This is a genomic window from Streptomyces sp. SGAir0957 (genome assembly GCF_043523415.1).
This window is the reverse complement of the sequence record NZ_CP027293.1, coordinates 5,930,212-5,950,693: the sequence shown is the minus strand read 5'-3', so window position 1 is coordinate 5,950,693 and position 20,482 is coordinate 5,930,212. Positions and strand designations below refer to the sequence as shown.

General features: G+C 71.3%; 16 protein-coding genes. 9 read left to right on the top strand and 7 right to left on the bottom strand.

Features of this window, described 5'->3' with window-relative positions; genetic code table 11:
- Positions 1-177: 177 nt before the first annotated feature.
- On the top strand, positions 178-1,539 hold the full coding sequence (gene glnA / locus C1N81_RS31720; RefSeq protein WP_394434731.1) for a type I glutamate--ammonia ligase: 1,362 nt from the start codon (positions 178-180) through the stop codon (positions 1,537-1,539).
- 195 nt (positions 1,540-1,734) lie between these two features.
- Here the strand turns inward: glnA and C1N81_RS31715 are convergent, their stop codons facing one another.
- Entirely contained in the window at positions 1,735-2,706 is a 972-nt protein-coding gene (locus C1N81_RS31715; RefSeq protein ID WP_394438357.1) for a hydroxyacid dehydrogenase, read from the bottom strand.
- Between the two features lie 332 nt (positions 2,707-3,038).
- On the opposite strand from C1N81_RS31715, the gene C1N81_RS31710 reads away from it, so the two are divergent.
- The 4 genes from C1N81_RS31710 to C1N81_RS31695 all read left to right on the top strand — a co-directional run bounded on the left by C1N81_RS31710 (position 3,039) and on the right by C1N81_RS31695 (position 7,698).
- Positions 3,039-3,893, top strand: a complete 855-nt coding sequence (locus C1N81_RS31710; RefSeq protein ID WP_394438355.1) for an ABC transporter permease — start codon at positions 3,039-3,041, stop codon at positions 3,891-3,893.
- Positions 3,894-3,928: 35 nt separating this feature from the next.
- Positions 3,929-4,792 (top strand): carbohydrate ABC transporter permease, encoded by an 864-nt coding sequence (locus C1N81_RS31705; protein WP_394438352.1) that lies wholly within the window; start codon positions 3,929-3,931, stop codon positions 4,790-4,792.
- An 83-nt stretch (positions 4,793-4,875) separates the two neighbouring features.
- Positions 4,876-6,522, top strand: a complete 1,647-nt coding sequence (locus C1N81_RS31700) for a type 2 periplasmic-binding domain-containing protein (protein WP_394434730.1) — start codon at positions 4,876-4,878, stop codon at positions 6,520-6,522.
- A 90-nt stretch (positions 6,523-6,612) separates the two neighbouring features.
- Positions 6,613-7,698: a LacI family DNA-binding transcriptional regulator gene (locus tag C1N81_RS31695; protein ID WP_394434729.1), complete on the top strand. Its 1,086-nt coding sequence runs from the start codon at positions 6,613-6,615 to the stop codon at positions 7,696-7,698.
- A 2-nt stretch (positions 7,699-7,700) separates the two neighbouring features.
- Here the strand turns inward: C1N81_RS31695 and C1N81_RS31690 are convergent, their stop codons facing one another.
- From C1N81_RS31690 to C1N81_RS31675, 4 genes are all read right to left on the bottom strand, one after another.
- Positions 7,701-8,924 (bottom strand): MFS transporter, encoded by a 1,224-nt coding sequence (locus tag C1N81_RS31690; RefSeq protein WP_394434728.1) that lies wholly within the window; start codon positions 8,922-8,924, stop codon positions 7,701-7,703.
- A gap of 147 nt (positions 8,925-9,071) precedes the next feature.
- Positions 9,072-10,019 carry an endonuclease/exonuclease/phosphatase family protein gene (locus C1N81_RS31685; RefSeq protein ID WP_394438349.1) on the bottom strand — a complete coding sequence of 316 codons (948 nt, stop codon included), beginning with the start codon at positions 10,017-10,019 and terminating at the stop codon, positions 9,072-9,074.
- A 273-nt stretch (positions 10,020-10,292) separates the two neighbouring features.
- On the bottom strand, positions 10,293-10,973 hold the full coding sequence (locus C1N81_RS31680) for a TetR/AcrR family transcriptional regulator (RefSeq protein ID WP_394434727.1): 681 nt from the start codon (positions 10,971-10,973) through the stop codon (positions 10,293-10,295).
- 105 nt (positions 10,974-11,078) lie between these two features.
- Positions 11,079-12,674, bottom strand: coding sequence for a DHA2 family efflux MFS transporter permease subunit (locus C1N81_RS31675; RefSeq protein WP_394434726.1), 1,596 nt, complete (start codon positions 12,672-12,674; stop codon positions 11,079-11,081).
- Between the two features lie 190 nt (positions 12,675-12,864).
- Here C1N81_RS31675 and panB point away from each other — a divergent pair, with 190 nt between their 5' ends.
- From panB to C1N81_RS31660, 3 genes are all read left to right on the top strand, one after another.
- Complete coding sequence (gene panB, locus C1N81_RS31670) at positions 12,865-13,737, top strand: 3-methyl-2-oxobutanoate hydroxymethyltransferase (protein ID WP_394434725.1); 873 nt, start codon at positions 12,865-12,867, stop codon at positions 13,735-13,737.
- A 251-nt stretch (positions 13,738-13,988) separates the two neighbouring features.
- The gene (locus C1N81_RS31665) at positions 13,989-15,020 is read left to right on the top strand and encodes an ATP-binding cassette domain-containing protein (RefSeq protein WP_394434724.1); all 1,032 of its coding nucleotides are present in this window, start codon (positions 13,989-13,991) and stop codon (positions 15,018-15,020) included.
- Positions 15,017-15,862: an ABC transporter permease gene (locus C1N81_RS31660; protein ID WP_394434723.1), complete on the top strand. Its 846-nt coding sequence runs from the start codon at positions 15,017-15,019 to the stop codon at positions 15,860-15,862. The genes C1N81_RS31665 and C1N81_RS31660 overlap by 4 nt, the downstream gene beginning before the upstream one ends.
- Positions 15,863-15,902: 40 nt before the next feature.
- On the opposite strand, the gene C1N81_RS31655 is transcribed toward C1N81_RS31660, so the two are convergent.
- The gene (locus tag C1N81_RS31655) at positions 15,903-19,169 is read right to left on the bottom strand and encodes a BTAD domain-containing putative transcriptional regulator (protein WP_394434722.1); all 3,267 of its coding nucleotides are present in this window, start codon (positions 19,167-19,169) and stop codon (positions 15,903-15,905) included.
- A 260-nt stretch (positions 19,170-19,429) separates the two neighbouring features.
- Here C1N81_RS31655 and C1N81_RS31650 point away from each other — a divergent pair, with 260 nt between their 5' ends.
- Entirely contained in the window at positions 19,430-20,233 is an 804-nt protein-coding gene (locus C1N81_RS31650) for a site-2 protease family protein (protein ID WP_394434721.1), read from the top strand.
- On the opposite strand, the gene C1N81_RS31645 is transcribed toward C1N81_RS31650, so the two are convergent.
- Entirely contained in the window at positions 20,220-20,426 is a 207-nt protein-coding gene (locus C1N81_RS31645) for a hypothetical protein (protein WP_394434720.1), read from the bottom strand. The two genes, C1N81_RS31650 and C1N81_RS31645, sit on opposite strands and share 14 nt — an antisense overlap.
- Positions 20,427-20,482 lie beyond the last annotated feature (56 nt).

The following is a 20,482-nucleotide window of genomic DNA, read 5'->3' as shown; positions in this document are numbered from 1 at the left end:
GCACGGCAGGCACTATGGCCCTGGGGGGTGCAGCAGGCACTATGAACACGACACCGGCCGATCAAGGACGATCAAGGTCGGCAACGCGCACGAAACGGGCGTGTGGTGGGATGTGAACGGGCCCTTCGACGTCCCCGGAGCAGCGGCCTGACCAGCAAGGATGGGTGGAAGCGGAAGATGGACAAGCAGCAGGAATTCGTGCTCCGGACCCTGGAGGAGCGCGACATCCGGTTCGTACGCCTGTGGTTCACGGATGTGCTGGGCTTCCTCAAGTCGGTCGCCGTGGCCCCCGCCGAGTTGGAACAGGCGTTTGACGAGGGAATCGGCTTCGACGGCTCTGCCATCGAGGGGTTCGCCCGGGTCTACGAGTCCGACATGATCGCCAAGCCGGACCCGGGAACCTTCCAGGTCCTGCCCTGGCGCGCGGAGGCCCCGGGCACCGCCCGGATGTTCTGCGACATCCTGATGCCCGACGGCTCGCCGTCCTTCGCCGACCCGCGCTACGTCCTCAAGCGTGCCCTCGCCAAGACGTCCGACCTCGGCTTCACCTTCTACACGCACCCCGAGATCGAGTTCTTCCTCCTGAAGAACAAGCCGCTCGACGGCTCACGCCCGACCCCGGCCGACAACTCGGGCTACTTCGACCACACCCCGCAGAACGTGGGCATGGACTTCCGCCGCCAGGCGATCACCATGCTGGAGTCGATGGGCATCTCGGTGGAGTTCAGCCACCACGAGGGGGCGCCGGGCCAGCAGGAGATCGACCTGCGCTACGCGGACGCGCTCTCCACGGCGGACAACATCATGACGTTCCGCCTGGTCATGAAGCAGGTGGCCCTTGAACAGGGCGTGCAGGCCACCTTCATGCCGAAGCCGTTCTCCGAATACCCGGGCTCGGGCATGCACACCCACCTCTCGCTCTTCGAGGGCGACCGGAACGCGTTCTACGAGTCCGGCGCCGAGTACCAGCTCTCCAAGGTCGGCCGCTCCTTCATCGCGGGCCTGCTGAAGCACGCCGCCGAGATCTCCGCGGTCACCAACCAGTGGGTCAACTCCTACAAGCGCATCTGGGGCGGCTCGGAGCGCACCGCGGGCGCCGGCGGCGAGGCCCCCTCCTACATCTGCTGGGGCCACAACAACCGCTCGGCCCTCATCCGCGTCCCCATGTACAAGCCCGGCAAGACGGGCTCGGCCCGCGTCGAGGTCCGCTCCATCGACTCCGGCGCCAACCCGTACCTGACCTACGCGGTCCTCCTCGCCGCCGGCCTCAAGGGCATCGAGGAGGGCTACGAGCTCCCGCCCGGCGCCGACGACGACGTCTGGGCCCTCTCCGACGCCGAACGCCGCGCCATGGGCATCGAACCCCTCCCCCAGAACCTCGGCGAGGCCATCGCCCTGATGGAACGCTCCGAGCTGGTCGCGGAGACGCTGGGGGAGCACGTGTACGACTTCTTCCTGCGCAACAAGAAGCAGGAGTGGGAGGAGTACCGCTCCGAGGTGACGGCGTTCGAGCTGCGGAAGAACCTGCCTGTGCTGTAAGGCTCCCGGCGCGTTTCCGGCGCCTTGGCGTCTGCGGAGCGCGCCTCCACGGGCGGCCACCGGTCACGTCGTGGTTGCTCGCGCCGTTCCCCGCGCCCCCGAGATGCGCACTTCGTGCGCCATCTCAGGGGCGCGTCGCGCGCTCGGCGACGAGACAGGCGGACCGGGCCACGCGGACGCTGACGCGAGGCCCGGTCAGGCCAGGCGGGCCATGTCGGCCCGGGTTGTTTCGCCGCGCAGGGCATCGCCCCGCACCACCCGTTCCACCTCCTCCACCGCATACAGCCCGAGGCACCGCACCTCGCTCCCCTGCGCCCCGGCGATGTGTGGCGTCACCTGGACGTTGGGGAGGGTCAGCAACGCGTGCCCGGAGGGCAGAGGCTCGGGGTGCGTGACGTCCAGGTAGGCCGACAGGCGACCCGCCCCGCACTCGGCGGCCAGCGCCTCCGTGTCGAGGAGAGACCCCCGCGCCGTGTTGATCACCGTTCCGCCGTCGGGGATCAGCGCCAGCATCTCCGCGCTCAGCATCCCCCTGGTGGACGGCAGTTGAGGCGCGTGCAGCGTCACAATCGAGCTGCGGCGGCACAGTTCCGCCAGGTCGACCCGCTCCGCCCCGAGCCGCGCCGCCTCGGCCTCGTCCACGTACGGGTCGCACAACAGCACCTGGTATCCCGCGGAGTCGGCCCGCAGCGCCTCGATCACCCCGCGGCCGATGCGTGACGCCCCGACGACTCCGACGACCCGCGCGTCCGCCCCTTGCCGCGCGGCGAAGTCCGGCCACGCCGTCGCGTACCGCGCGGCCGCGCCCAGCGTCCCCTTCGCGGCGAACGCGACGGCCGCGAGGGTGAAGGCGACGACGGGCCGCGCGTTCGCGTCGGCCGCCGAGGAGACGAGGAGCCCGCGCTCCCACACGGCGTCGGTGACGACGGGGCGTACCGATCCGGCGGCGTGGATCACGGCCCGCAGGCGCGGGGCCGACGCGAGGACCCCTTCGGTGAGCGGCGGGCAGTCCCAGCCGGTGATGAGGATCTCCGTGCCGGCCAGGGTCCGCGCGGCGTCCGGCCCGTCCAGAGGGCCGGTCAGCGGGGCCGGCGCGAGGCGTGTGCTGCGGCCGAGCCGTTCCCGCAGGTCGGGCGGGAAGACCGCGTCCACCACCTGGGCCCCCATGGCCAGTGCCGCGGTCGGTCGGTGTGCCGTCACTCGGTCCCACCCATCGTTGTAACCGGTTACTACCTTGTGCCAGGAGGCTAGGCAGCTGCGGTGACCGGGGTCAAGGGCGATCCAGGCCAAGGGGGTTGACCGTTCGTAGTAACCGTTTTAGATTCCGCTCACCTTGTTCCAACGACGGAGGGGTTCCCGTGCCCACTGTGGCGAAGGAAAGGCCCGATGCCGGGGCGGTGATGCCTCCGGACGAGCCGCAAAACGGGTCAACTGACTACATAGGTCAGCGTGATTCGGTGTGGAAACGCTTTCGGCGCAGCCGTACGCTTCTGCTGCTCATGGTGCCGGGCGTCGTCTACTTCCTGGTCTTCCACTACGGCGCCTTCGTCGGCAACGTCGTGGCGTTCAAGGAGTACGACCCGTTCGCCGGACTGTGGGGCAGCCCCTGGGCCGGGGCCGGCAACTTCAGCCGGATGTTCGGCGACCCGGACTTCTGGCACGCGACGTGGAACACCCTCTACATCGCCGTGCTGCAGCTGGTCTTCTACTTCCCCGTGCCGCTCGCGATCGCGCTGCTGCTGCACAGCCTCACCTCCGACCTGCTGCGCCGGTTCGTGCAGTCGGTCGTCTATCTGCCGCACTTCCTGTCGTGGGTGATCGTCGTCGCCCTGTTCCAGCAAGTCCTCTCGGACACCGGTCTGTTGAACTCGTTCCTCGACGGCAGTGGCCTGCACACCGTCGACATCATCGGCAACCCGGACGCCTACCGTCCGCTGGTGGTCGCCGAGGTGATCTGGAAGGACGCCGGCTGGGGCACGATCATCTTCCTGGCCGCCCTGATGCAGGTCGACGAACAGCAGTACGAGGCCGCCGCGATCGACGGGGCCGGGCCCTGGCGCCGGTTCTGGCACGTCACGCTGCCGTCGATCCGGCCCATCGTCGTCCTGCTGCTGATCATGCGGCTCGGCGACATCCTCTCCGTCGGTTTCGAACAGATGCTGCTCCAACGGCAGTCGGTGGGTCCCGAGGTCGGGGAGGTCCTGGACACCTTCGTCTTCTGGCAGGGCATCGTCGGCGGCGACATCGGCTACGCCACCGCCGCCGGACTCTTCAAGGGCCTGGTCGGCGCGGCCCTCGTCTTCGTCGCCAACCGCATCGCGCACAAGCTCGGCGAGCAGGGGGTCTACAAGTGAGCCGTACAGCGACAGCCCCCGCCCGGCCCTCCTGGATGGAGAAGCCGAAACCCGTCACCCGCGCCGCCAAGGGCCTCGCCGTCCTCGTCCTGCTCGCGCTCGTCCTCGTACCGTTCCTCGTCATCGTCTCCACCTCCCTCGCCTCCAACGAGGAAGTGGTCGCGGGCGGCGGCTGGGTGCTGTGGCCGACCGAGCCGACGCTGCGCGCCTACGAGACGATCCTCAGCGGCGGCATCGTGACGAAGGCGCTCGGGGTGAGCGTCGCGATCACCGTCGTCGGCACGCTGCTCTCGCTCGCCTGCACCGCGTTCCTCGCCTACGCGCTCAGCCGCCCCGGTGTCTTCGGCGGCAAGCCTGTACTGCTGCTCGTGCTGTTCACGTTCCTCTTCCCGCCCGGCATGATCCCCGCGTTCCTGCTGGTCAAGGGGCTCGGGATGCAGAACATGTACGCGGCCGTCGTCGCCCCCGTCCTCATCAACGTCTTCAATCTGGTCGTGCTGCGCGGCTTCTTCCAGGGCATCCCGGAGGAGCTGTACGAGGCCGCGCGGCTCGACGGGGCCGGGGACTGGACCACGTTCTGGCGGATCGCGCTGCCGCTGTCGAAGGCCGCGCTCGCCGTGGTCGGCCTGTTCTACGCCGTCAGCTATTGGAACTCCTGGTTCACCGCCTCCATCTACCTGGAGTCCGACCACTGGCCGCTGTCGCAGGTCCTGCGGACGTACGTCATCGGCGGCGCGCAGATCGCCGACACGGGGCTGAGCGAGGCCGGGATGGTGTCGGCGCCGCAGACGACGCAGATGGCCGTCCTCGTCATCGCCGTCGTGCCGATCCTGCTCGTCTATCCCTTCCTGCAGAAGTACTTCACCAAGGGCGTGCTCACCGGCGCCATCAAGAGCTGAGCCCCGCTCCTCCCCCGAGCCCCGCTCCTCCCCCGAGGCCCGCGCCTCCCCCGCTGACTTCCCTTTCACCGAGAGGCTTTCCCATGTCCGCGCACCTGTCGCGCCGCACCCTGCTGCGCTCCGTCGCCGTCGGTGGCGCCGCGCTCGCCGTACCGTCCCTGCTCACCGGCTGCTCGACGCAGAGCAGCGGCGGCGGCTCCGTCCACAACAAGGGCACGAAGGCCGCGCCCTGGCCGACGTACGCCGCCGCGCAGGGCCCGGCGCCCGACCTCGCGCCGACCGCCGACGGGGTGCAGGCGGGCTTCCTGAAGTACCCGGAGAAGCTCGTCCGGGCGGTCGCCGAGAAGCCCGGCACCGGCAAGGAGAAGGTGCGGATCATCTCGATCACGTACGGCACCCCGCCCAAGCCCGCGGCGCAGAACAAGTACTGGGCCGCGCTGAACGAGGCGCTGGGCGTCGAGGTCGAGTTCACCGTCGTGCCGGACGCCGACTTCCGCACCAAGATGGCCACGCTCATGGCGGGGGACGACCTGCCCGACATCATCGCGATCGGCGGCGGCTACACCCTGCCGCGCGAGGCCCAGTTCGTGAAGGAGCGCTGCGCCGACCTGACGGAGTTCCTGTCGGGCGACGCGGCGAAGGACTATCCGCACCTTGCGGCCATTCCGACGTACGCGTGGGAGGGCATGGGGCGGATCGCCGGGAAGATCTACGGGGTTCCGGTGGAGCGCCCCAAGCCGCAGGACACGTTCTTCCTCAACCAGGAGGCGTATCGGAAGGCGGGCTTCGAGCAGGGGATGTCCGCGGCCGACTTCGCCACCGTCGCGAAGGCCGCGACCGGGCACCGCACGTGGGGGCTCGGCGCCTCCATGACCAGCTACTTCGGCTACAAGACGCACGCGATATGGCACGGCGCGCCCAATGAGTGGCGGATCAAGGGCGGCAAGGCCGAGTATTTCGCCGGCACCGACCAGTTCAAGGCGGCCCTGGAGTACATGGCGAAGCTGCGGGCGGCCGGTGCGTACTACCCGGAGGCCACCTCGGTCTCGCAGGTCGACCTGAAGACGCAGTTCTACAACGGCACCGCCCTGTCGATGACCGACGGCTTCGGCGCCACGATCTCCAACGCGCAGGGCATCAAGGACGCGTACACCCTGGACCTCGCGCAGCCCTACACGGTGGCCGGGTCACCGCAGTTCCAGCAGAGCCGCGGCATCTTCGGCTACACGGCGCTGAAGAAGGGCTCCAAGGACCGCGTGAAGCTGCTCCTGCGGGTGCTCGACTGGCTGGCGTCGCCGTTCGGCTCGACGGAGTACGAGCTGCTGCACTACGGCATCGAGGGCACGCACTTCGAGCGCGACAAGGACAACAATCCGATCGCGACCGAGCGGGGCCTCGTCGAGTCCAAGGACAACCTGCCGCTGGTCAAGGTCGCGGACGCGCCGCAGCCGCTGTACTACCCGGGCTACGCGGACCTCACGAAGCGGGTGCACGCCTGGCAGCGGAAGGTGGTGCCGATGATGGTCGCCAACGACCGGTGGGGGCTTCAGTCCGACACCTTCAACCGGCAGGGCGCCACGCTCGACCAGATCATCAACGACGGGGTCACGGCGGTCGTCACCGGCCGCAAGAAGCTCTCCGACTGGGACGGCGTCTACAAGAAGTGGCTCGCCCAGGGCGGGAAGAAGGCCCTTGAGGAGTTCGGCGCCGAGTACGAGGCCGCCCACTGACCCGGCGGAGCGTCGGCGACGAAGCACGCGATGATGGTGCGGGGCCCCCGGGTGGCGGGCCCCGCAGCGGCGACATTCCAGGGAGTCAGGGTGGGCCAGCGCAGCGGGACGGGGACGCCCCAGGGCGAGGGCGGCGGACGGGCGACGATCCGCGACGTGGCCGCGCGTGCGGGGGTGTCGGTGGCGACCGTGTCCCGCGTCCTCGCGGGCAACTACCCGACGTCGGCGGCCTCGCGCGCGAAGGTGCTCCGCGCGGCCAAGGAGCTCGACTACGTGGCCAACGCGCACGCGCGCGCGTTGGCGGGCGCGGGCCGCAAGACCATCGCCGTCCTCATGCTGGACGTGGTGAGTTCCTTCTACGCGGCGGTCGCGCAGGGTGTCGAGAAGGAGGCCGCGCAGCACGACCGGCTGACCCTCGTGGCGTCGACCGGCGCGGACCCGGCCCGGGAGCTGGCGCTCGTGCAGATGATGCGCGAGCAGGCGGCGGAGGCGGTCGTCCTGGTCGGCGGGGTCGTGGAGGACGCGGCGTACCGGGAGCGGATGGCGCAGTACGCGCAGTCCCTGGCGGCGGCCGGGTCACGCCTTGTGCTGTGCGGGCGTCCGGCGCCCGCCCCGGACGTCCCCGCGGTCGTCGTGGAGTACGACAACGAGGCGGGCGCCTACGCCATCACCAGCCACCTCCTGGGCGCGGGCCACCGCAGGATCGCCCTGATCGGCTACCAGCCGGGCAACACGACGGGCGAGGACCGCGTACGCGGCTATCTGCGCGCCCTGGAGAGCCATGGCGTCCCGGAGTCGGATGCGCTCCTGCACGGCATCGGCTTCGGCCAGATCAACGGGGACGAGGCGATGCGCGACCTCCTCGACAAGTGCGACGGGCGGCCGGACTTCACGGCCGTCTTCGCGGGCGACGACCGGGTGGCCGCCGCCGCCGTCAAGGCGCTCGCCGAGTACGGGCTGCGGGTGCCGGAGGACATCTCGGTGGTCGGCTACAACGACGACCCGGTGGCCGCCGACATCACCCCGGGCCTGACGACCGTCCACATCCCGGGCGAGGAGCTGGGCCGCACGGCGGTCCGGCTCGCCCTCGCCAAGGCGGGCAGGACCGGCCAGCGGCGCCGGCTCCTCGGCACCCACATCGTGATCCGGGACAGCGTGCGCCGCCTCACGCCGTAGCGTCAGCGGGCCGAGGTCGGCTCCCGCTCCGCCGGGACGTGGCTCGCCACCAGGCGGCCCGTGCCGGACGGCAGCGCGGCGCGGCGGCGGTCGACCCCGTAGGCGAGCGCCGCGACGCCCAGGCCGAGGACGGCCAGGACCGCGCCGGTGAGCGCCGGGGAGGTGAGGCCCATCCCCGCCGCGAGGGCGAGGCCGCCGAGCCAGGCGCCGCCCGCGTTGGCCAGGTTGAACGCGGCCTGGTTGGCGGAGGAGGCGAGGGAGGGCGCGGCGGACGCCTTCTCCATCACCATCAGCTGGAGCGGCGAGCCGGTGGTGAACGCCGCCATGCCGAGCAGCAGCACGGCGAGGGCCGCGCTCCACTCCGTCCGCATGAGGAGCGGGAACAGGGCGAGGACGACGACCAGGGACGTGAGGCCGCCGAAGAGGGTGGCGCGCAGGGAGTGGTCGGCGAGGCGGCCGCCGGCCAGGTTGCCGACGGTGGCGCCGACGCCGAACAGGGCGAGCAGCAGGGTGACGCTGCCTTCGGCGAACCCGGCGGTGTCGGTGAGCATCGGCGTGATGTAGCTGTAGGCGGAGAAGAGCGCGCCGAACCCGGCGACGGTGGTGCCGAGGGCGAGCCAGACCGGGAGCGAGCGCAGTGCCCGCAGTTCGCCGCGGACGCCGACGGCGGAGCCGTGTCCGTGGTCGGCGGGGACGAGCGCCGCGAGGGCGGCGATCGCGGCGAGCCCGATGGCGCTGACGGCGAGGAAGGTGGCGCGCCAGCCGAGCTGCTGCCCCATGGCGGTGGCGACGGGGACGCCGATGATGTTGGCGACGGTCAGGCCGAGGAACATCAGCGACACGGAGCGGGCCTTGCGCTCGGGCGCGACGAGCGAGGTGGCGACGACGGCGCCGACGCCGAAGAAGGCGCCGTGCGGCAGCCCGCTCACGAAGCGGGCGAGCAGCAGCCAGTGCTGGTCGGGGGCGACGGCGGAGACCGCGTTGCCGATCACGAAGAGCGCCATGAGCCCGATGAGGACGCGGCGGCGCGGCATCCGGGCGGTGACGGCGGCGAGGAGCGGGGCGCCGATGACGACGCCGAGCGCGTAGGCGGAGACGAGGTGTCCGGCGGCCGGGATCGAGATGTCCAGGTCGTCCGCGACGTTGGGCAGCAGGCCCATCATCACGAACTCGGTCGTGCCGATGCCGAAGGCGCCCACGGCGAGCGCGAGCAGGGCGAGGGGCATGGAAGATCGTCCAAAGAAAGTGGGGACACGGGGCAGGGGAGGCGGAGCCGAACTCAAAAGTTTACGTACGGAACAAAGTCTGCCGCACGCAGTATTCCGCCAGGTAAAAGCCCCGTGACAGTCAGCGCCCTACTGGGGTAACTCGCGTCACAAGGTGACGCTCGCCGCGATCGGCAGATGGTCGCTGCCGGTCTCGGGCAGCGTCCACGACGACACCGGCTCCACGCCCTTGACCATGATCTGGTCGATACGGGCCATCGGGAACGCGGCCGGCCAGCTGAACCCGAAGCCGCTGCCCGCCGCGCCCTGGGTGGAGCGCATCTGGGAGGTGATGGCGGTCAGGGCGCGGTCGTTCATGGTGCCGTTGAGGTCGCCGAGCAGGACGACCTTGCCGAGCGGCTCGTCGGAGATCGCCTCGCCCAGCGCGTTCGCGCTCGTGTCGCGCTGGCTGGCGGTGAACCCGGAGTTCAGCTTGACCCGTACCGACGGCATGTGGGCCACGTAGACGGCGACCTGGCCCTTCGGCGTCGTCACGGTGGAGCGCATGGCGCGGGTCCAGCCCAGCTTGATGTCGACGGGCCGGGTCGCGGAGAGCGGGTACTTGCTCCACAGGCCGACCGTGCCCTGCACCGAGTGGTAGGGGTAGGCGGAGCGGAGCGCCTTCTCGTACGTCGGCACGGCCCTGGCCGTCAGCTCCTCCAGGGCGACGACCTGGGCGCCGGAGGCGGCGACGTCCTCGGCGGTGCCGGTCGGGTCGGGGTTGTCCGCGTTCACGTTGTGCGTGGCGACGGTCAGGTCGCCGCCGCCGCTCTGCTTGTCGGTGAGCAGGCCGCCGAAACTGTTGAACCAGACGATCGTCGGGACGAGCAGCGCGACGAGCGCGGTCGCCGACCTGCGCACGAGCCCCAGGACCAGCAGCACGGGGACGAGCAGGCCGAGCCACGGCAGGAACGTCTCGATCAGCGAGCCGAGGTTGCCGACGCTGTTGGGGATCTGCGCGTGCAGCAGCATGACGAGTGCCAGGAGCACCGCGAGGACCGCGAGGACGATGCCGCGCCGCCACAGACCGCGGTCGCTCCGCAGCCGGCGGCCCATACGGCGCAGGCGGTCACCCGGTCCGGTCCGCCCGGTCTCCTGGCCGTCCACCGTGTCGGTGTCGTACGCCTGCGCCATACCCTCGTCGCCTCACTGCCGTGCCCGCCGTCCCTGCCCGAAAAACCCTAGGGGATATCCGGCGGCTATCTGTCCCGTCACACCCCGAAGAGGCGGGGTCTGTGACGTCCGTACGGCCACGATGACGTCCGGGGCGGCGTCCGGAGTTCCGAACACGGCAGCCAAATAAGCCGCTTGTGACGAAACGCGCACATTTCAGCGGGGGTTCCCGGCGGGGTCGCCGGTCCGCAGTCCGGCGAGGGCGAGGTCGACGATCCGCTCCGCGAGGTCGTCGGCGAGAGGCATGTCACTCCGCATGATGGAGCGCACCAGCATGGGTCCGGCGAGCAGGTCGTTGGCCAGCTCGACATCGGTGCCCGCGGGCAGTTCGCCGTCGGCGACACCGCGCCGCAGCACGTCGTGCATGCGCCGGCGGCGCGGTTCGATGACGATCTCGTGGTAGGCGTCCCAGAGCCGCGGCAGGGTTTTCATCTGCGCGAACACGTTGTGCAGCAGCACCGACCTGCGCATGCTGAGGCCGCGTCGGCGCAGGTGCTCCAGGAGGCAGACGAGGTCGTCGCGCATGGAGGTGCCGGGCAGTTCGGGGTCGGGGACCTCGATGGAGCGCAGGACGTCGACGAAGAGCTCCTCCTTGCCGCTCCAGCGCCGGTAGATGGTGGCCTTGCCGACGCCCGCGGTGCGGGCGATCCGCTCGATGGACAGCTCGGCGAGCGGGACCCCGTCCTCCAGGAGCAGGACGACGCCCTCGACGATGGCCTGCTCCACGGCCTCGCTGCGCGGACGGCCCCGGGCGGGCGCCCCGGGCTCCGGTGGCGGTGTCGGCGTGCCGGGGCCCTTGTGCCGTCGCGCCTGCCGCCCGGCCCGTTCCGTGTTCACGCCTCCGCCTTTCCGCCACGGCCCCGGAAGCCGGCACTCCGCCGGCTTCCGGGGTGATTGTCTCAGCGCTCCCCCGCACCGCTCGCGCGCGGGTGCGCGGGCTTGTCAGTGGCCCGCGCCGACCTTCTCCGCCTCCCCCGGCTGCCCGGCGGGCGCGGCCGGAGCCCTGCCGGGCAGGAACAGGGCCGTGACGACGGCGCTGACCAGGGCGATGCCCGCACCCCACAGGGCGGTCACGTGCATGGCGTGCAGGAACGAGTCGTTGGCCGCGCCGACCAGGCTCTCGGCGCGCGGCCCGATCTTCTCGGCGACGCCGAGCGTGGCCTCGATGGAGCCGCCCGCGGTGGAGCGCAGGTCGGGCGGGAGCAGGCCGAGCTTGTCCTCGATGCCGCCCCGGTAGGCGGTGGAGAGCACGGAGCCGAGCACGGCGATCCCGAGCGCGCCGCCGACCTGCCGGAAGGTGTTGCTGAGCGCGGAGGCGGAACCGGCCTTCTCGCGCGGCAGCGCCTGCATGATCACGACGCTGGTCGGCGTCATGACGTGCGCCATGCCCGTGCCCATCAGGAAGAACATGACCTCCAGGACCCAGATCGGGGTGTCCGCGTCGAGGATCGTGAAGGCGGCCAGCATGCCCGCGAGCAGGACGAGCCCGCCCGTGGTCGTGGCCCGTACGCCGATCCTGTCGACGACGAGCCGGGCGCGCGGCGCGAAGATCAGCTGGGCGACGGCGAGCGGCAGCATCAGGGCGCCGGTCTGCAGCGGCGAGTACCCGCGCACGCTCTGCGTGTAGAAGACGGAGAAGAACGTGACGCCCATCAGCGCGAAGAAGACCAGGGCGATGGCGGCGATCGCGGCCGAGAACACCTTGTTCTTGAAGTAGTTGATGTCGATCGAGGGGTGGTCGCTGCGCTTCTCGTAGACCACGAAGGAGGCGAGCACGACGAGCCCGGCGATGATGGTGGCGAGGACCTGGACGCCGGTGAAGTCGCCCTCGTCGCCGCCCTTGATGATCCCGTAGACGAGCAGGACGAGGCCCACGATGGACAGGACCACGCCGACGAGGTCGATCCGGCCCGGCTTCGGGTCCTTGGAGTCGGGCACGAGCGCGATCATCAGGATGACGGCGAGGATCACGATCGGCACGTTCACCAGGAAGACCGAGCCCCACCAGAAGTGGTCGAGGAGCAGGCCGCCGGTGATCGGGCCGATGGCGATGGCGAGGCCGACGCCGCCCGCCCAGATGCCGATGGCCTTGGGCTGCTCCTCGCGCTCGAAGACGTTCATGAGCACGGCGAGCGTGGCCGGCATGACGAAGGCGGCGCCGAGCCCCATCAGCGCGCGGAACGCGATGAGCTGGACCGGCGAGCCGGACTCGGCGGCGAGCGCGGAGCCGATGCCGAAGACGACGAGCCCGCCGATCAGCACCTTCTTGCGGCCGAGGCGGTCGCCGAGGAGGCCCGCGGTGAACAGCAGGCCCGCGAAGACGAGGGTGTAGGAGTTGATGGCCCACTCGAGCTCGCTCTGGGTGGCACCGAGGCCGGTGGGCGCGGGCGTCGAGATCGTCTTGATCGCGACGTTGAGGATCGAGTTGTCCAGGACGACGATCAGCAGGCTCAGCATGAGCACGCCGAGGATCGCCCATCGGCGGCGATGCACGGCCTCCGGTACACGGGAAGCCGCGGGGACGGCAGGACTGGTCATGTGTACGACCCTAGCCCCGTTTCGATACGGGACCGTCTCGTATTGAAATCAGAGGCAAAGCCTTACCCAGGCTTTACAAGCGCATTGCTCATGAGGGGGCCTGGCCTTTTGTCGGCACCCGGTGCCACCATGGGAAGCGATCCGGGGACGCCGTCAGGGCGCCTCGAGACGACATGAAGGAGCCGTTGCGATGACGCAACTTCAGGCTGCCCAGACACCGGCCACCGACAGCAGCGACCCCAAGGCGCTGTACGGAGGCAAGGGCACCCGGCGCATCACGGTGCGCGACATCACCCTCGCCAAGGAGCGCGGCGAGAAGTGGCCGATGCTCACCGCGTACGACGCCATGACGGCGTCGGTCTTCGACGAGGCCGGCATCCCCGTCATGCTGGTCGGCGACTCGGCGGGCAACTGCCACCTCGGCTACGACACCACCGTCCCCGTCACCCTCGACCAGCTCACCATGCTCTCGGCCGCCGTCGTGCGCGGCACGAGCCGCGCGCTGATCGTCGGCGACCTGCCCTTCGGCTCCTACCAGGAGGGCCCGGTCCAGGCGCTGCGTTCGGCGATGCGCCTGGTCAAGGAGGCGGGCGTCGGCGCGGTCAAGCTGGAGGGCGGCGAGCGCTCGCACGAACAGATCAAGCTGCTCGTCGAGGCGGGCATCCCGGTCATGGCCCACATCGGCCTGACCCCGCAGTCCGTCAACACCATGGGCTACCGGGTGCAGGGGCGCGGCGAGGAGGCGGCGCAGCAGCTGCTGCGCGACGCGAAGGCGGTGCAGGACGCGGGCGCGTTCGCCGTCGTCCTCGAACTGGTCCCGGCGGAGCTGGCCGCGGAGGTCACGCGGGTCCTGCACATCCCGACGGTCGGCATCGGCGCGGGCCCCGAGACGGACGCCCAGGTCCTCGTGTGGACGGACGCGCTCGGCCTCACCGGCGGCAAGATGCCGCGCTTCGTCAAGCAGTACGCGAATCTGCGTTCGGTGATGTCCGACGCGGCGAAGGCGTTTGCGGAGGACGTGGTCGGCGGAACGTTCCCTCTGGAGGAGCACTCCGTCCACTGACCCCCGCTCCTGCGTTTCCCCCTTGAGCCATAGCGGCACCAACGCGGCCCGTCGATCTTCCCCCGTCGACGGGCTGCGGCCGTTCCGGCATCCGCCCTGGCATCTGTCCCAACATCCGTCCCAACATCCGTCCCGACATCCGTCCCGACATCCGTCCCGACATCCGTTCTGTCGGCGATATATCGGCGATCGTTCTTGTCTGTCGGTCGGCTGTCGGTGACTTGTCGGTGGCGGCTGGCACCTTGTTGCCCATGACGCGAATCGACAAGAACCCCGGCGACAGCGCCGGCGGCCGCCCGGTGGCCGTGTCCGTGCGGGGACTGGTCAAGCACTACGGCGCGACCAAGGCCCTCGACGGCGTGGACCTCGACGTCCACGAAGGCACCGTGATGGGTGTCCTCGGCCCCAACGGCGCCGGGAAGACCACCCTCGTCCGCTGCCTGTCCACCCTCATCGTCCCCGACTCCGGCACCGCGGTCGTCGCGGGCTACGACGCGGTGAAGCAGCCCCGCCAGCTGCGCCGCGTGATAGGCCTCACCGGCCAGTACGCCTCGGTCGACGAGAAGCTCTCCGGCCGCGAGAACCTGTACATGATCGGGCGCCTGCTCGACCTGTCCCGCAAGGAAGCCAGGGCCCGCGCCGACTCGCTCCTGGAGCGGTTCTCCCTGACCGACGCCGCGACCCGCCCCGCCAAGACCTACTCCGGCGGTATGCGCCGCCGCCTCGACCTCGCGGCCTCGATGATCGGCCGCCCGCACGTCCTCTACCTGGACGAGCCGACGACCGGGCTCGACCCCCGCACCCGTAACGAGGTGTGGGACGAGGTCCAGTCGATGGTGCGGGACGGCGTCACCGTCCTGCTCACCACCCAGTACATGGAGGAGGCCGAACAGCTGGCCTCCGAGCTGACCGTCATCGACCGCGGCCAGGTCATCGCGGGCGGCGGCATCGAGGAGCTGAAGGCGAAGGTCGGCGGGCGCACCCTGCGCATCCGCCCGGCCGACCCGCTGGAGCTGCGCCCGCTCGCGGCGGCCCTCGACGACATGGGCCTGACCGGGCTCGCCACGTCCACCGTCGACCCCTCGACCGGCACCGTCCTGGTCCCGATCCTCAGCGACGAGCAGCTCACCGCCGTCGTCGGCGCGGTCACCGCGCGCGGCATCACGATCGGCTCCATCGCCACCGAACTGCCCAGCCTGGACGAGGTGTTCCTCTCCATCACCGGCGAGAAGGCGTCCGCGCCGCAGGACGCCCGCCCCGCACTCGAGGAGGTCGCCGTATGAGCACCACCACCTTGTCCCCCCTGCCTGGCACGCCCGCGCCCACCATCACGGTCGAGGCCGACCCCCGGATCGGGTTCCGCGGCCATCTGCGCCACACCGGCGCCCTCGTCCGCCGCAACCTGCTGTGGATCAAGCAGGACCCGGAGTCGATGTTCGACGCCGTCCTGATGCCCATCGTCTTCACGCTGCTGTTCGTCTACGTCTTCGGCGGCTCGATCGGCCAGTCCCTCGGCGGCGGCCAGGACGCCTACGTGCAGTACGTGATCCCCGGCATGGTCGCGATGATGTCCATGAACATCGCCCAGGGCGTCGGCACCGGCTTCAACGAGGACTTCCACAAGGGCATCATGGACCGCTTCCGGTCCCTGCCCATCGGACGGGGCTCGGTCCTGGTCGCGAAGATCTCGGTGGAACTGCTGCGGCTGCTCACCGCCGTCACGGTCCTGATGGTCGTCGCGGTCCTCGTCGGCTTCGACATCACCAACTGGGCCGGTCTGTTCGGCGCCGTCGGCCTCGCCGCGCTCTTCGGCTCCGGCATCATGTGGATCTTCCTGGTCCTCGGTGTGACCATGAAGAACGCCCAGTCCGTGCAGGCCATGGGCTTCCTGGTGATGATGCCGCTCCAGTTCGGCTCGTCGATCTTCGCGCCGACCAAGTCGATGCCGGGCTGGCTGCGGAACTTCACCGACTACAACCCGATGTCGGGGCTCGCGGACGCCGCCCGCGGCCTCATGGTCGGCGGCCCGGTCGCCCACGGCCTGTGGGTGACGCTCGCCTGGACGGCCGGCCTGACGGTCGTCATGGCACCGGTCGCGATCCGCAAGTTCACCAAGCAGAGCTGACGCCCGGGGTGCCCGGTCGACACGCGTCGGCGACCCAGGCTCACAACAGGGCGGCGGCCTCCTCCACGGAGAGGCTGCCGCCCTCGGCGTGTGCCCGCTCGTACGCGGCGTCGTCGAGCAGCGCCCGCACCGCCGCCTCGGCGTCCTCACGCCACTCCCGCTCCATCCGGGACGGCACGTGCCCGGCGGACAGCGAGGCGTCGGACGCGCCGATCAGCCGGGCCGCGAGGGACGCGTCGCCGGGGTTGCCGCGCAGCGCGAGCCCGCGCGCCGCGGTGAGCAGGTGCAGCGCCCCGAGGCTCGGCATGATCACGGCGGCCAGCGGATCGCCCGCGAGGCGGACGGCGCGCACCGCGCCCTGCAGAGCCTTGCCCGCGTCTCCGTCGATGACGTCGAGCATCGCCTCCATGCCGGTGGCCATGCCGTGGAAGAAGGTGATGTCCGCGACCTTGAACTCGCCGCGCAACGCGTCGAGTTGCTCACGCGCCTCGCCGGTCCGCCCGGTCCCCGCGAGACGGCCGACGAGCATCATCCGGGCGGCCGGCCTCGCCTCGTTCGTGTGCCGGCTGCTGACGTCGAGCGTCTCCCACAGCATCCGCTCGCCGCGCTCGCCGTCGCCCTGCTCGATGGCGACCTGGCCGAGCCGCACCTTGAGGATCGTGGCCTGCGCGTGCGCGCCCATCGACTCGGCCAGCTCGCGGGCGCGGGCGTAGTCGGCGGCGGCGTCCGCGAACCGGCCGAGCTTCTCGTGCGCCTCGCCGCGCGAGGACAGCGCCTCCGCGACGCCCCACGCGTCGCCGAGCCGGGTGAACAGGGCGAGCGCCTCGTCGGCGTCCACGAGCCCCGTGGGGGCCGTGTCGCTCCGGTTGGCCGCCATGTTGGCGCGGAACTGCAGGACGAGCGCCAGCTCCCAGTCGTAGCCCAGCTCGCGGCAGGTGCGTACGGTCGTGTCGGCCAGCTCGTTCATCTTGTCGAGCTGCCCTGTCATCAGGACGGCGAAGTACCAGATGTTGCCCGGGGTACGGCACGCCTGCGGCAGGTCCGCGCGGTACGTCTCCCGGATGACGCGCAGCCTGTCCTGCCCCTCCTCGGACTGCCAGGTGTCCATCTCCATGTCCATGTAGCCCAGGCGGGCGAGGTGGACCTGGCGGCGGGCCTCGTCGAGGAGTTCGCCGGTGAGCGGCGGCGGCCTGTCGGTGCAACGCTCCAGGAGCGGCGGCGCGGGCTTCGCGGGTCCGGCGAACGGGTCCGGGCCGAGGTCCGCGACCTCCCCCGACCACAGCCGGGCGTCACTGCGCAGATCCCGCATCTGCCAGAACCAGACCAGGGACAGGACGAGGCTGAGCGCCTCCTGCTCGTCCCTGCCCGCGACGGCGCGGCGCAGGGCGGAGCGTACGTTCTCGTAGTCGCGCTCGATCCGGGCGAGCGCGGCGCGCTGACCGTGGCCGCGCAGCAACGGGTCGGTGGTGCGCACCAGTTCACGGAAGTACGTGAGATGGGCGCGCTCGGCGCCCGCCCGGTCACCCGCCTCGTCGAGGCGCTGGCCCGCGTACTCGGCGACGGTCTCCAGGAGCCGGTAGCGCATCGCCCCGTCCTCGCCGTCGGGGGCGGCGACGACCAGGGACTTGTCGACGAGGGAGGCCAGCGCCTCCAGGGTGTCCGGGCCGCACACGGCCTCGGCCGCGGCCAGGTCGCAGCCGCCGCTGAAGACCGACAGATGGGCGAGGACGGTGCGCTCGGGGGCGTCGAGCAGGTCCCAGGACCAGTCGACGACCGCGCGCAGCGTCTGCTGGCGCGGCAGCGCGGTGCGGGCCCCCGAGGTCAGCAGCCGGAACCGGTCGTCGAGCCGGTCGGCGATCTGGCGCGGCGTGAGCATCCGCAGCCGGGCGGCGGCCAGCTCGATGGCGAGCGGCAGCCCGTCCAGGCGGCGGCAGATCTCGGCGACGGCCTCGGGCGCCTGGTCCACCGTGAACCCGGGGCGCACGGCGGCCCCCCGCTCACCGAACAGGCGGAGCGCGTACGGCTCCGGCAACGGCTCCACCGGGTAGAGCAGCTCGCCGGGGACGCCGAGGGGCTCGCGGCTGGTGGCGAGGACGGTGACGCCGGGGCAGTGCGCGAGCAGGTGCTCGGCGAGCGCGGCGGCGGCACCGATGACGTGCTCGCAGTTGTCGAGGATCACCAGCATCCGGCGGCCCGTGCAGTGCTCGACCAGGCGGACCAGCGGATCGTCGCCCTGTCGCTCGCTCGCGGCCCGCAACTCCTCCGCGCCCGCGCCGCGCAGCACGGTCTCGCGCGCCCCGAGCGCGCTCAGGACCGCCTCCGGCACGGCCTCCGGATCGCTCACCGGGGCCAGCTCGGCGAACCACGCGCCGTCCGGCAGCGAGCCCGCCATCCCCTCGGCCGCCTCCTGCGAGAGCCGCGTCTTGCCCGCGCCGCCGGGGCCGAGGAGCGTGACGAGGCGGACGCGGCCGAGGTCGGCGCGGATGGCGTCGAGATCGTCGCCCCGGCCGACGAAGGAGGTGAGACGGGCGCGGAGATTGCCCGGGGCGGCCTCGGCCCGCCGCGGCTCCGGCGCGCCCTGGCTCGGCTCTGGGTCCAGCAACTCCTCGTACAGGGAACGGAGTTCGGGCCCCGGGTCGGCGCCGAGGCGGTCCGCGAGTTCGCGTCGTACGTCCTCGTAGGCGGCCAGCGCCTCGGCGGCCCGGCCCACGTCGCGCAGGGCCCTGACGCGCAGCGCCTGGAGCGGTTCGTCCAGCGGGTGCGCGTCGCACAGCGCGGTCAGCTCGGGCAGCACCTCGTCCGCCCGGCCGAGCTCGAGGCGGGCGGCGAGCAGGGTGCGGCGCGCGTCGAGGCGGCGGGCGTCCCAGCGGGCCGCGTCCGCGGTGCGGTCGGGCAGGTCGGCGAGGGCGGGGCCGCGCCACAGGCCCAGCGCCTCCGCCAGCACGTCGGCCGCCTTGACGGGATTGCCGTCGGCGAAGGCGCGGGCGCCGTCCGCGGTGAGCCGCTCGAACCGGAACAGGTCCACGTCCTCGGCGGTGGCCACCAGCCGGTAGCCGCCCTCGTCCGACGCGACCGAGCCGGGGCCGAGCGCCCGCCGCAGCCGCCCCACGAGCGCCTGCAACGCGCCCGGCGCGTCCGCCGGCGGCTCACTCCCCCACACCTCGTCGACGAGCACGGCAGGGGGCACGATGCGGCCCGGCCGCAGGGCCAGCACGGTGAGCAGCGCACGCAGCCGCGCCCCACCGACAGGAACGGCCGTGCCGTCGTCGTGGAGCGCCTGGGTGGTGCCGAGGATGCGGTAGCGCACGGAGTCATTGTCCCCGGTGCGCGGTGCGCGGGGCGCCGGGGCGCCGTTACGTCGCGCCGTCGGCGAGCGGGCCGTGGGCGATCTTGCGGTGCGTCGTGGCTGAGCGCGCGGTTCCCCGCGCCCCCGAGACGCGCACTTCGTGCGCCATCTCCGCGGAACTCCTTGCCCGGGGCTGCGCGTTTTCCGTAGCGCACGGGTACGTTCAGTGACGCCACCCTCCAGCACCGGTCCGACACACAGCCAATCCGGGAGCTCCACCCATGACCACCGCCACATCCCGTCGCGGCGACAGCCGGATCAGCCCCGTCTTCATCGGCATCGTCGCGGTCGCCGCCGTCTCCGGGTGGGCGGTGTGGACGGACTTCGCCGCGCAGCCCGGGGTCGCCGTCTTCCTGTTCGTGACGGCCGCCTGGATCGTCTCGCTGTGTCTGCACGAGTACGCGCACGCGCGCACCGCCCTGCACAGCGGGGACATCTCGATCGGCGCCAAGGGCTATCTGACTCTGAATCCCCTCGTCTACTCCCACGCCGTGCTCAGCATCGTCCTCCCCGTCCTCTTCGTGATCATGGGCGGGATCGGGCTTCCGGGTGGTGCCGTCTTCATCGAGCGGGGGCGGATCCAGGGGCGCTGGAAGCACAGCCTGATCTCGGCGGCGGGGCCGTTGACGAACGTGCTGTTCGCGGTGGTGTGCACGGCCCCGTTCTGGCTGGACGCGCTGGACGGGGTGCCGGACACGTTCCGTTACGCGCTCGGGTTCCTGGCGCTGTTGCAGGTGACGGCGGCGATCCTGAACTTCCTGCCGGTCCCGGGTCTCGACGGGTACGGGGTGATCGAGCCCTGGCTGTCGTACAAGGTGCGGCGGCAGGTGGAGCCGTTCGCGCCGTTCGGGCTGCTCGCCGTCTTCGCCGTGCTGTGGATCCCGGGGATCAACCACTATTTCTTCGACGCGATCCACGCCGTGCTGCGCTCGCTGGGGGTCAACGAGTGGGACACGTACTGGGGGCAGAAGTTCTACCGGTTCTGGGAGGGCACCCCGGAGATCTCGACCTTCACACAGTCGTAGTCGTCGACCCGGGCCCCGACTGCCGCTCCTTCTCCATCTTCGCCTTGCGCACGTAGAACCAGGTCATGTTCGACGTGATGCCCGCGATGAGGACCCACACGATCCCGAGGAAGCTGCCCTCGACGAAGGAGACCACCGCCGCCGCGACGGCGAGGACGCAGACGACGAGGGCGAAGAGTGCGATGCGGGGCATGGGGTCGGCTCCAATACGGCACGGCTCGGTGTTCGCCGACCAGTGTCCCCCATGCC

Bases quoted from the DNA above. Each gene is read 5' to 3' on its own strand.
- C1N81_RS31710 (WP_394438355.1), top strand. From the start codon at position 3,039: ATGGTGCCGGGCGTCGTCTACTTCCTGGTCTTCCACTACGGCGCCTTC.
- C1N81_RS31665 (WP_394434724.1), top strand. From the start codon at position 13,989: ATGACGCGAATCGACAAGAACCCCGGCGACAGCGCCGGCGGCCGCCCG.
- C1N81_RS31685 (WP_394438349.1), bottom strand. From the start codon at position 10,019: ATGGGCCGCCGGCTGCGGAGCGACCGCGGTCTGTGGCGGCGCGGCATC.
- C1N81_RS31705 (WP_394438352.1), top strand. From the start codon at position 3,929: ATGGAGAAGCCGAAACCCGTCACCCGCGCCGCCAAGGGCCTCGCCGTC.
- C1N81_RS31650 (WP_394434721.1), top strand. From the start codon at position 19,430: ATGACCACCGCCACATCCCGTCGCGGCGACAGCCGGATCAGCCCCGTC.
- panB (WP_394434725.1), top strand. From the start codon at position 12,865: ATGACGCAACTTCAGGCTGCCCAGACACCGGCCACCGACAGCAGCGAC.
- C1N81_RS31715 (WP_394438357.1), bottom strand. From the start codon at position 2,706: ATGGGGGCCCAGGTGGTGGACGCGGTCTTCCCGCCCGACCTGCGGGAA.
- C1N81_RS31690 (WP_394434728.1), bottom strand. From the start codon at position 8,924: ATGCCCCTCGCCCTGCTCGCGCTCGCCGTGGGCGCCTTCGGCATCGGC.
- C1N81_RS31660 (WP_394434723.1), top strand. From the start codon at position 15,017: ATGAGCACCACCACCTTGTCCCCCCTGCCTGGCACGCCCGCGCCCACC.
- C1N81_RS31675 (WP_394434726.1), bottom strand. From the start codon at position 12,674: ATGACCAGTCCTGCCGTCCCCGCGGCTTCCCGTGTACCGGAGGCCGTG.
- C1N81_RS31700 (WP_394434730.1), top strand. From the start codon at position 4,876: ATGTCCGCGCACCTGTCGCGCCGCACCCTGCTGCGCTCCGTCGCCGTC.
- glnA (WP_394434731.1), top strand. From the start codon at position 178: ATGGACAAGCAGCAGGAATTCGTGCTCCGGACCCTGGAGGAGCGCGAC.
- C1N81_RS31645 (WP_394434720.1), bottom strand. From the start codon at position 20,426: ATGCCCCGCATCGCACTCTTCGCCCTCGTCGTCTGCGTCCTCGCCGTC.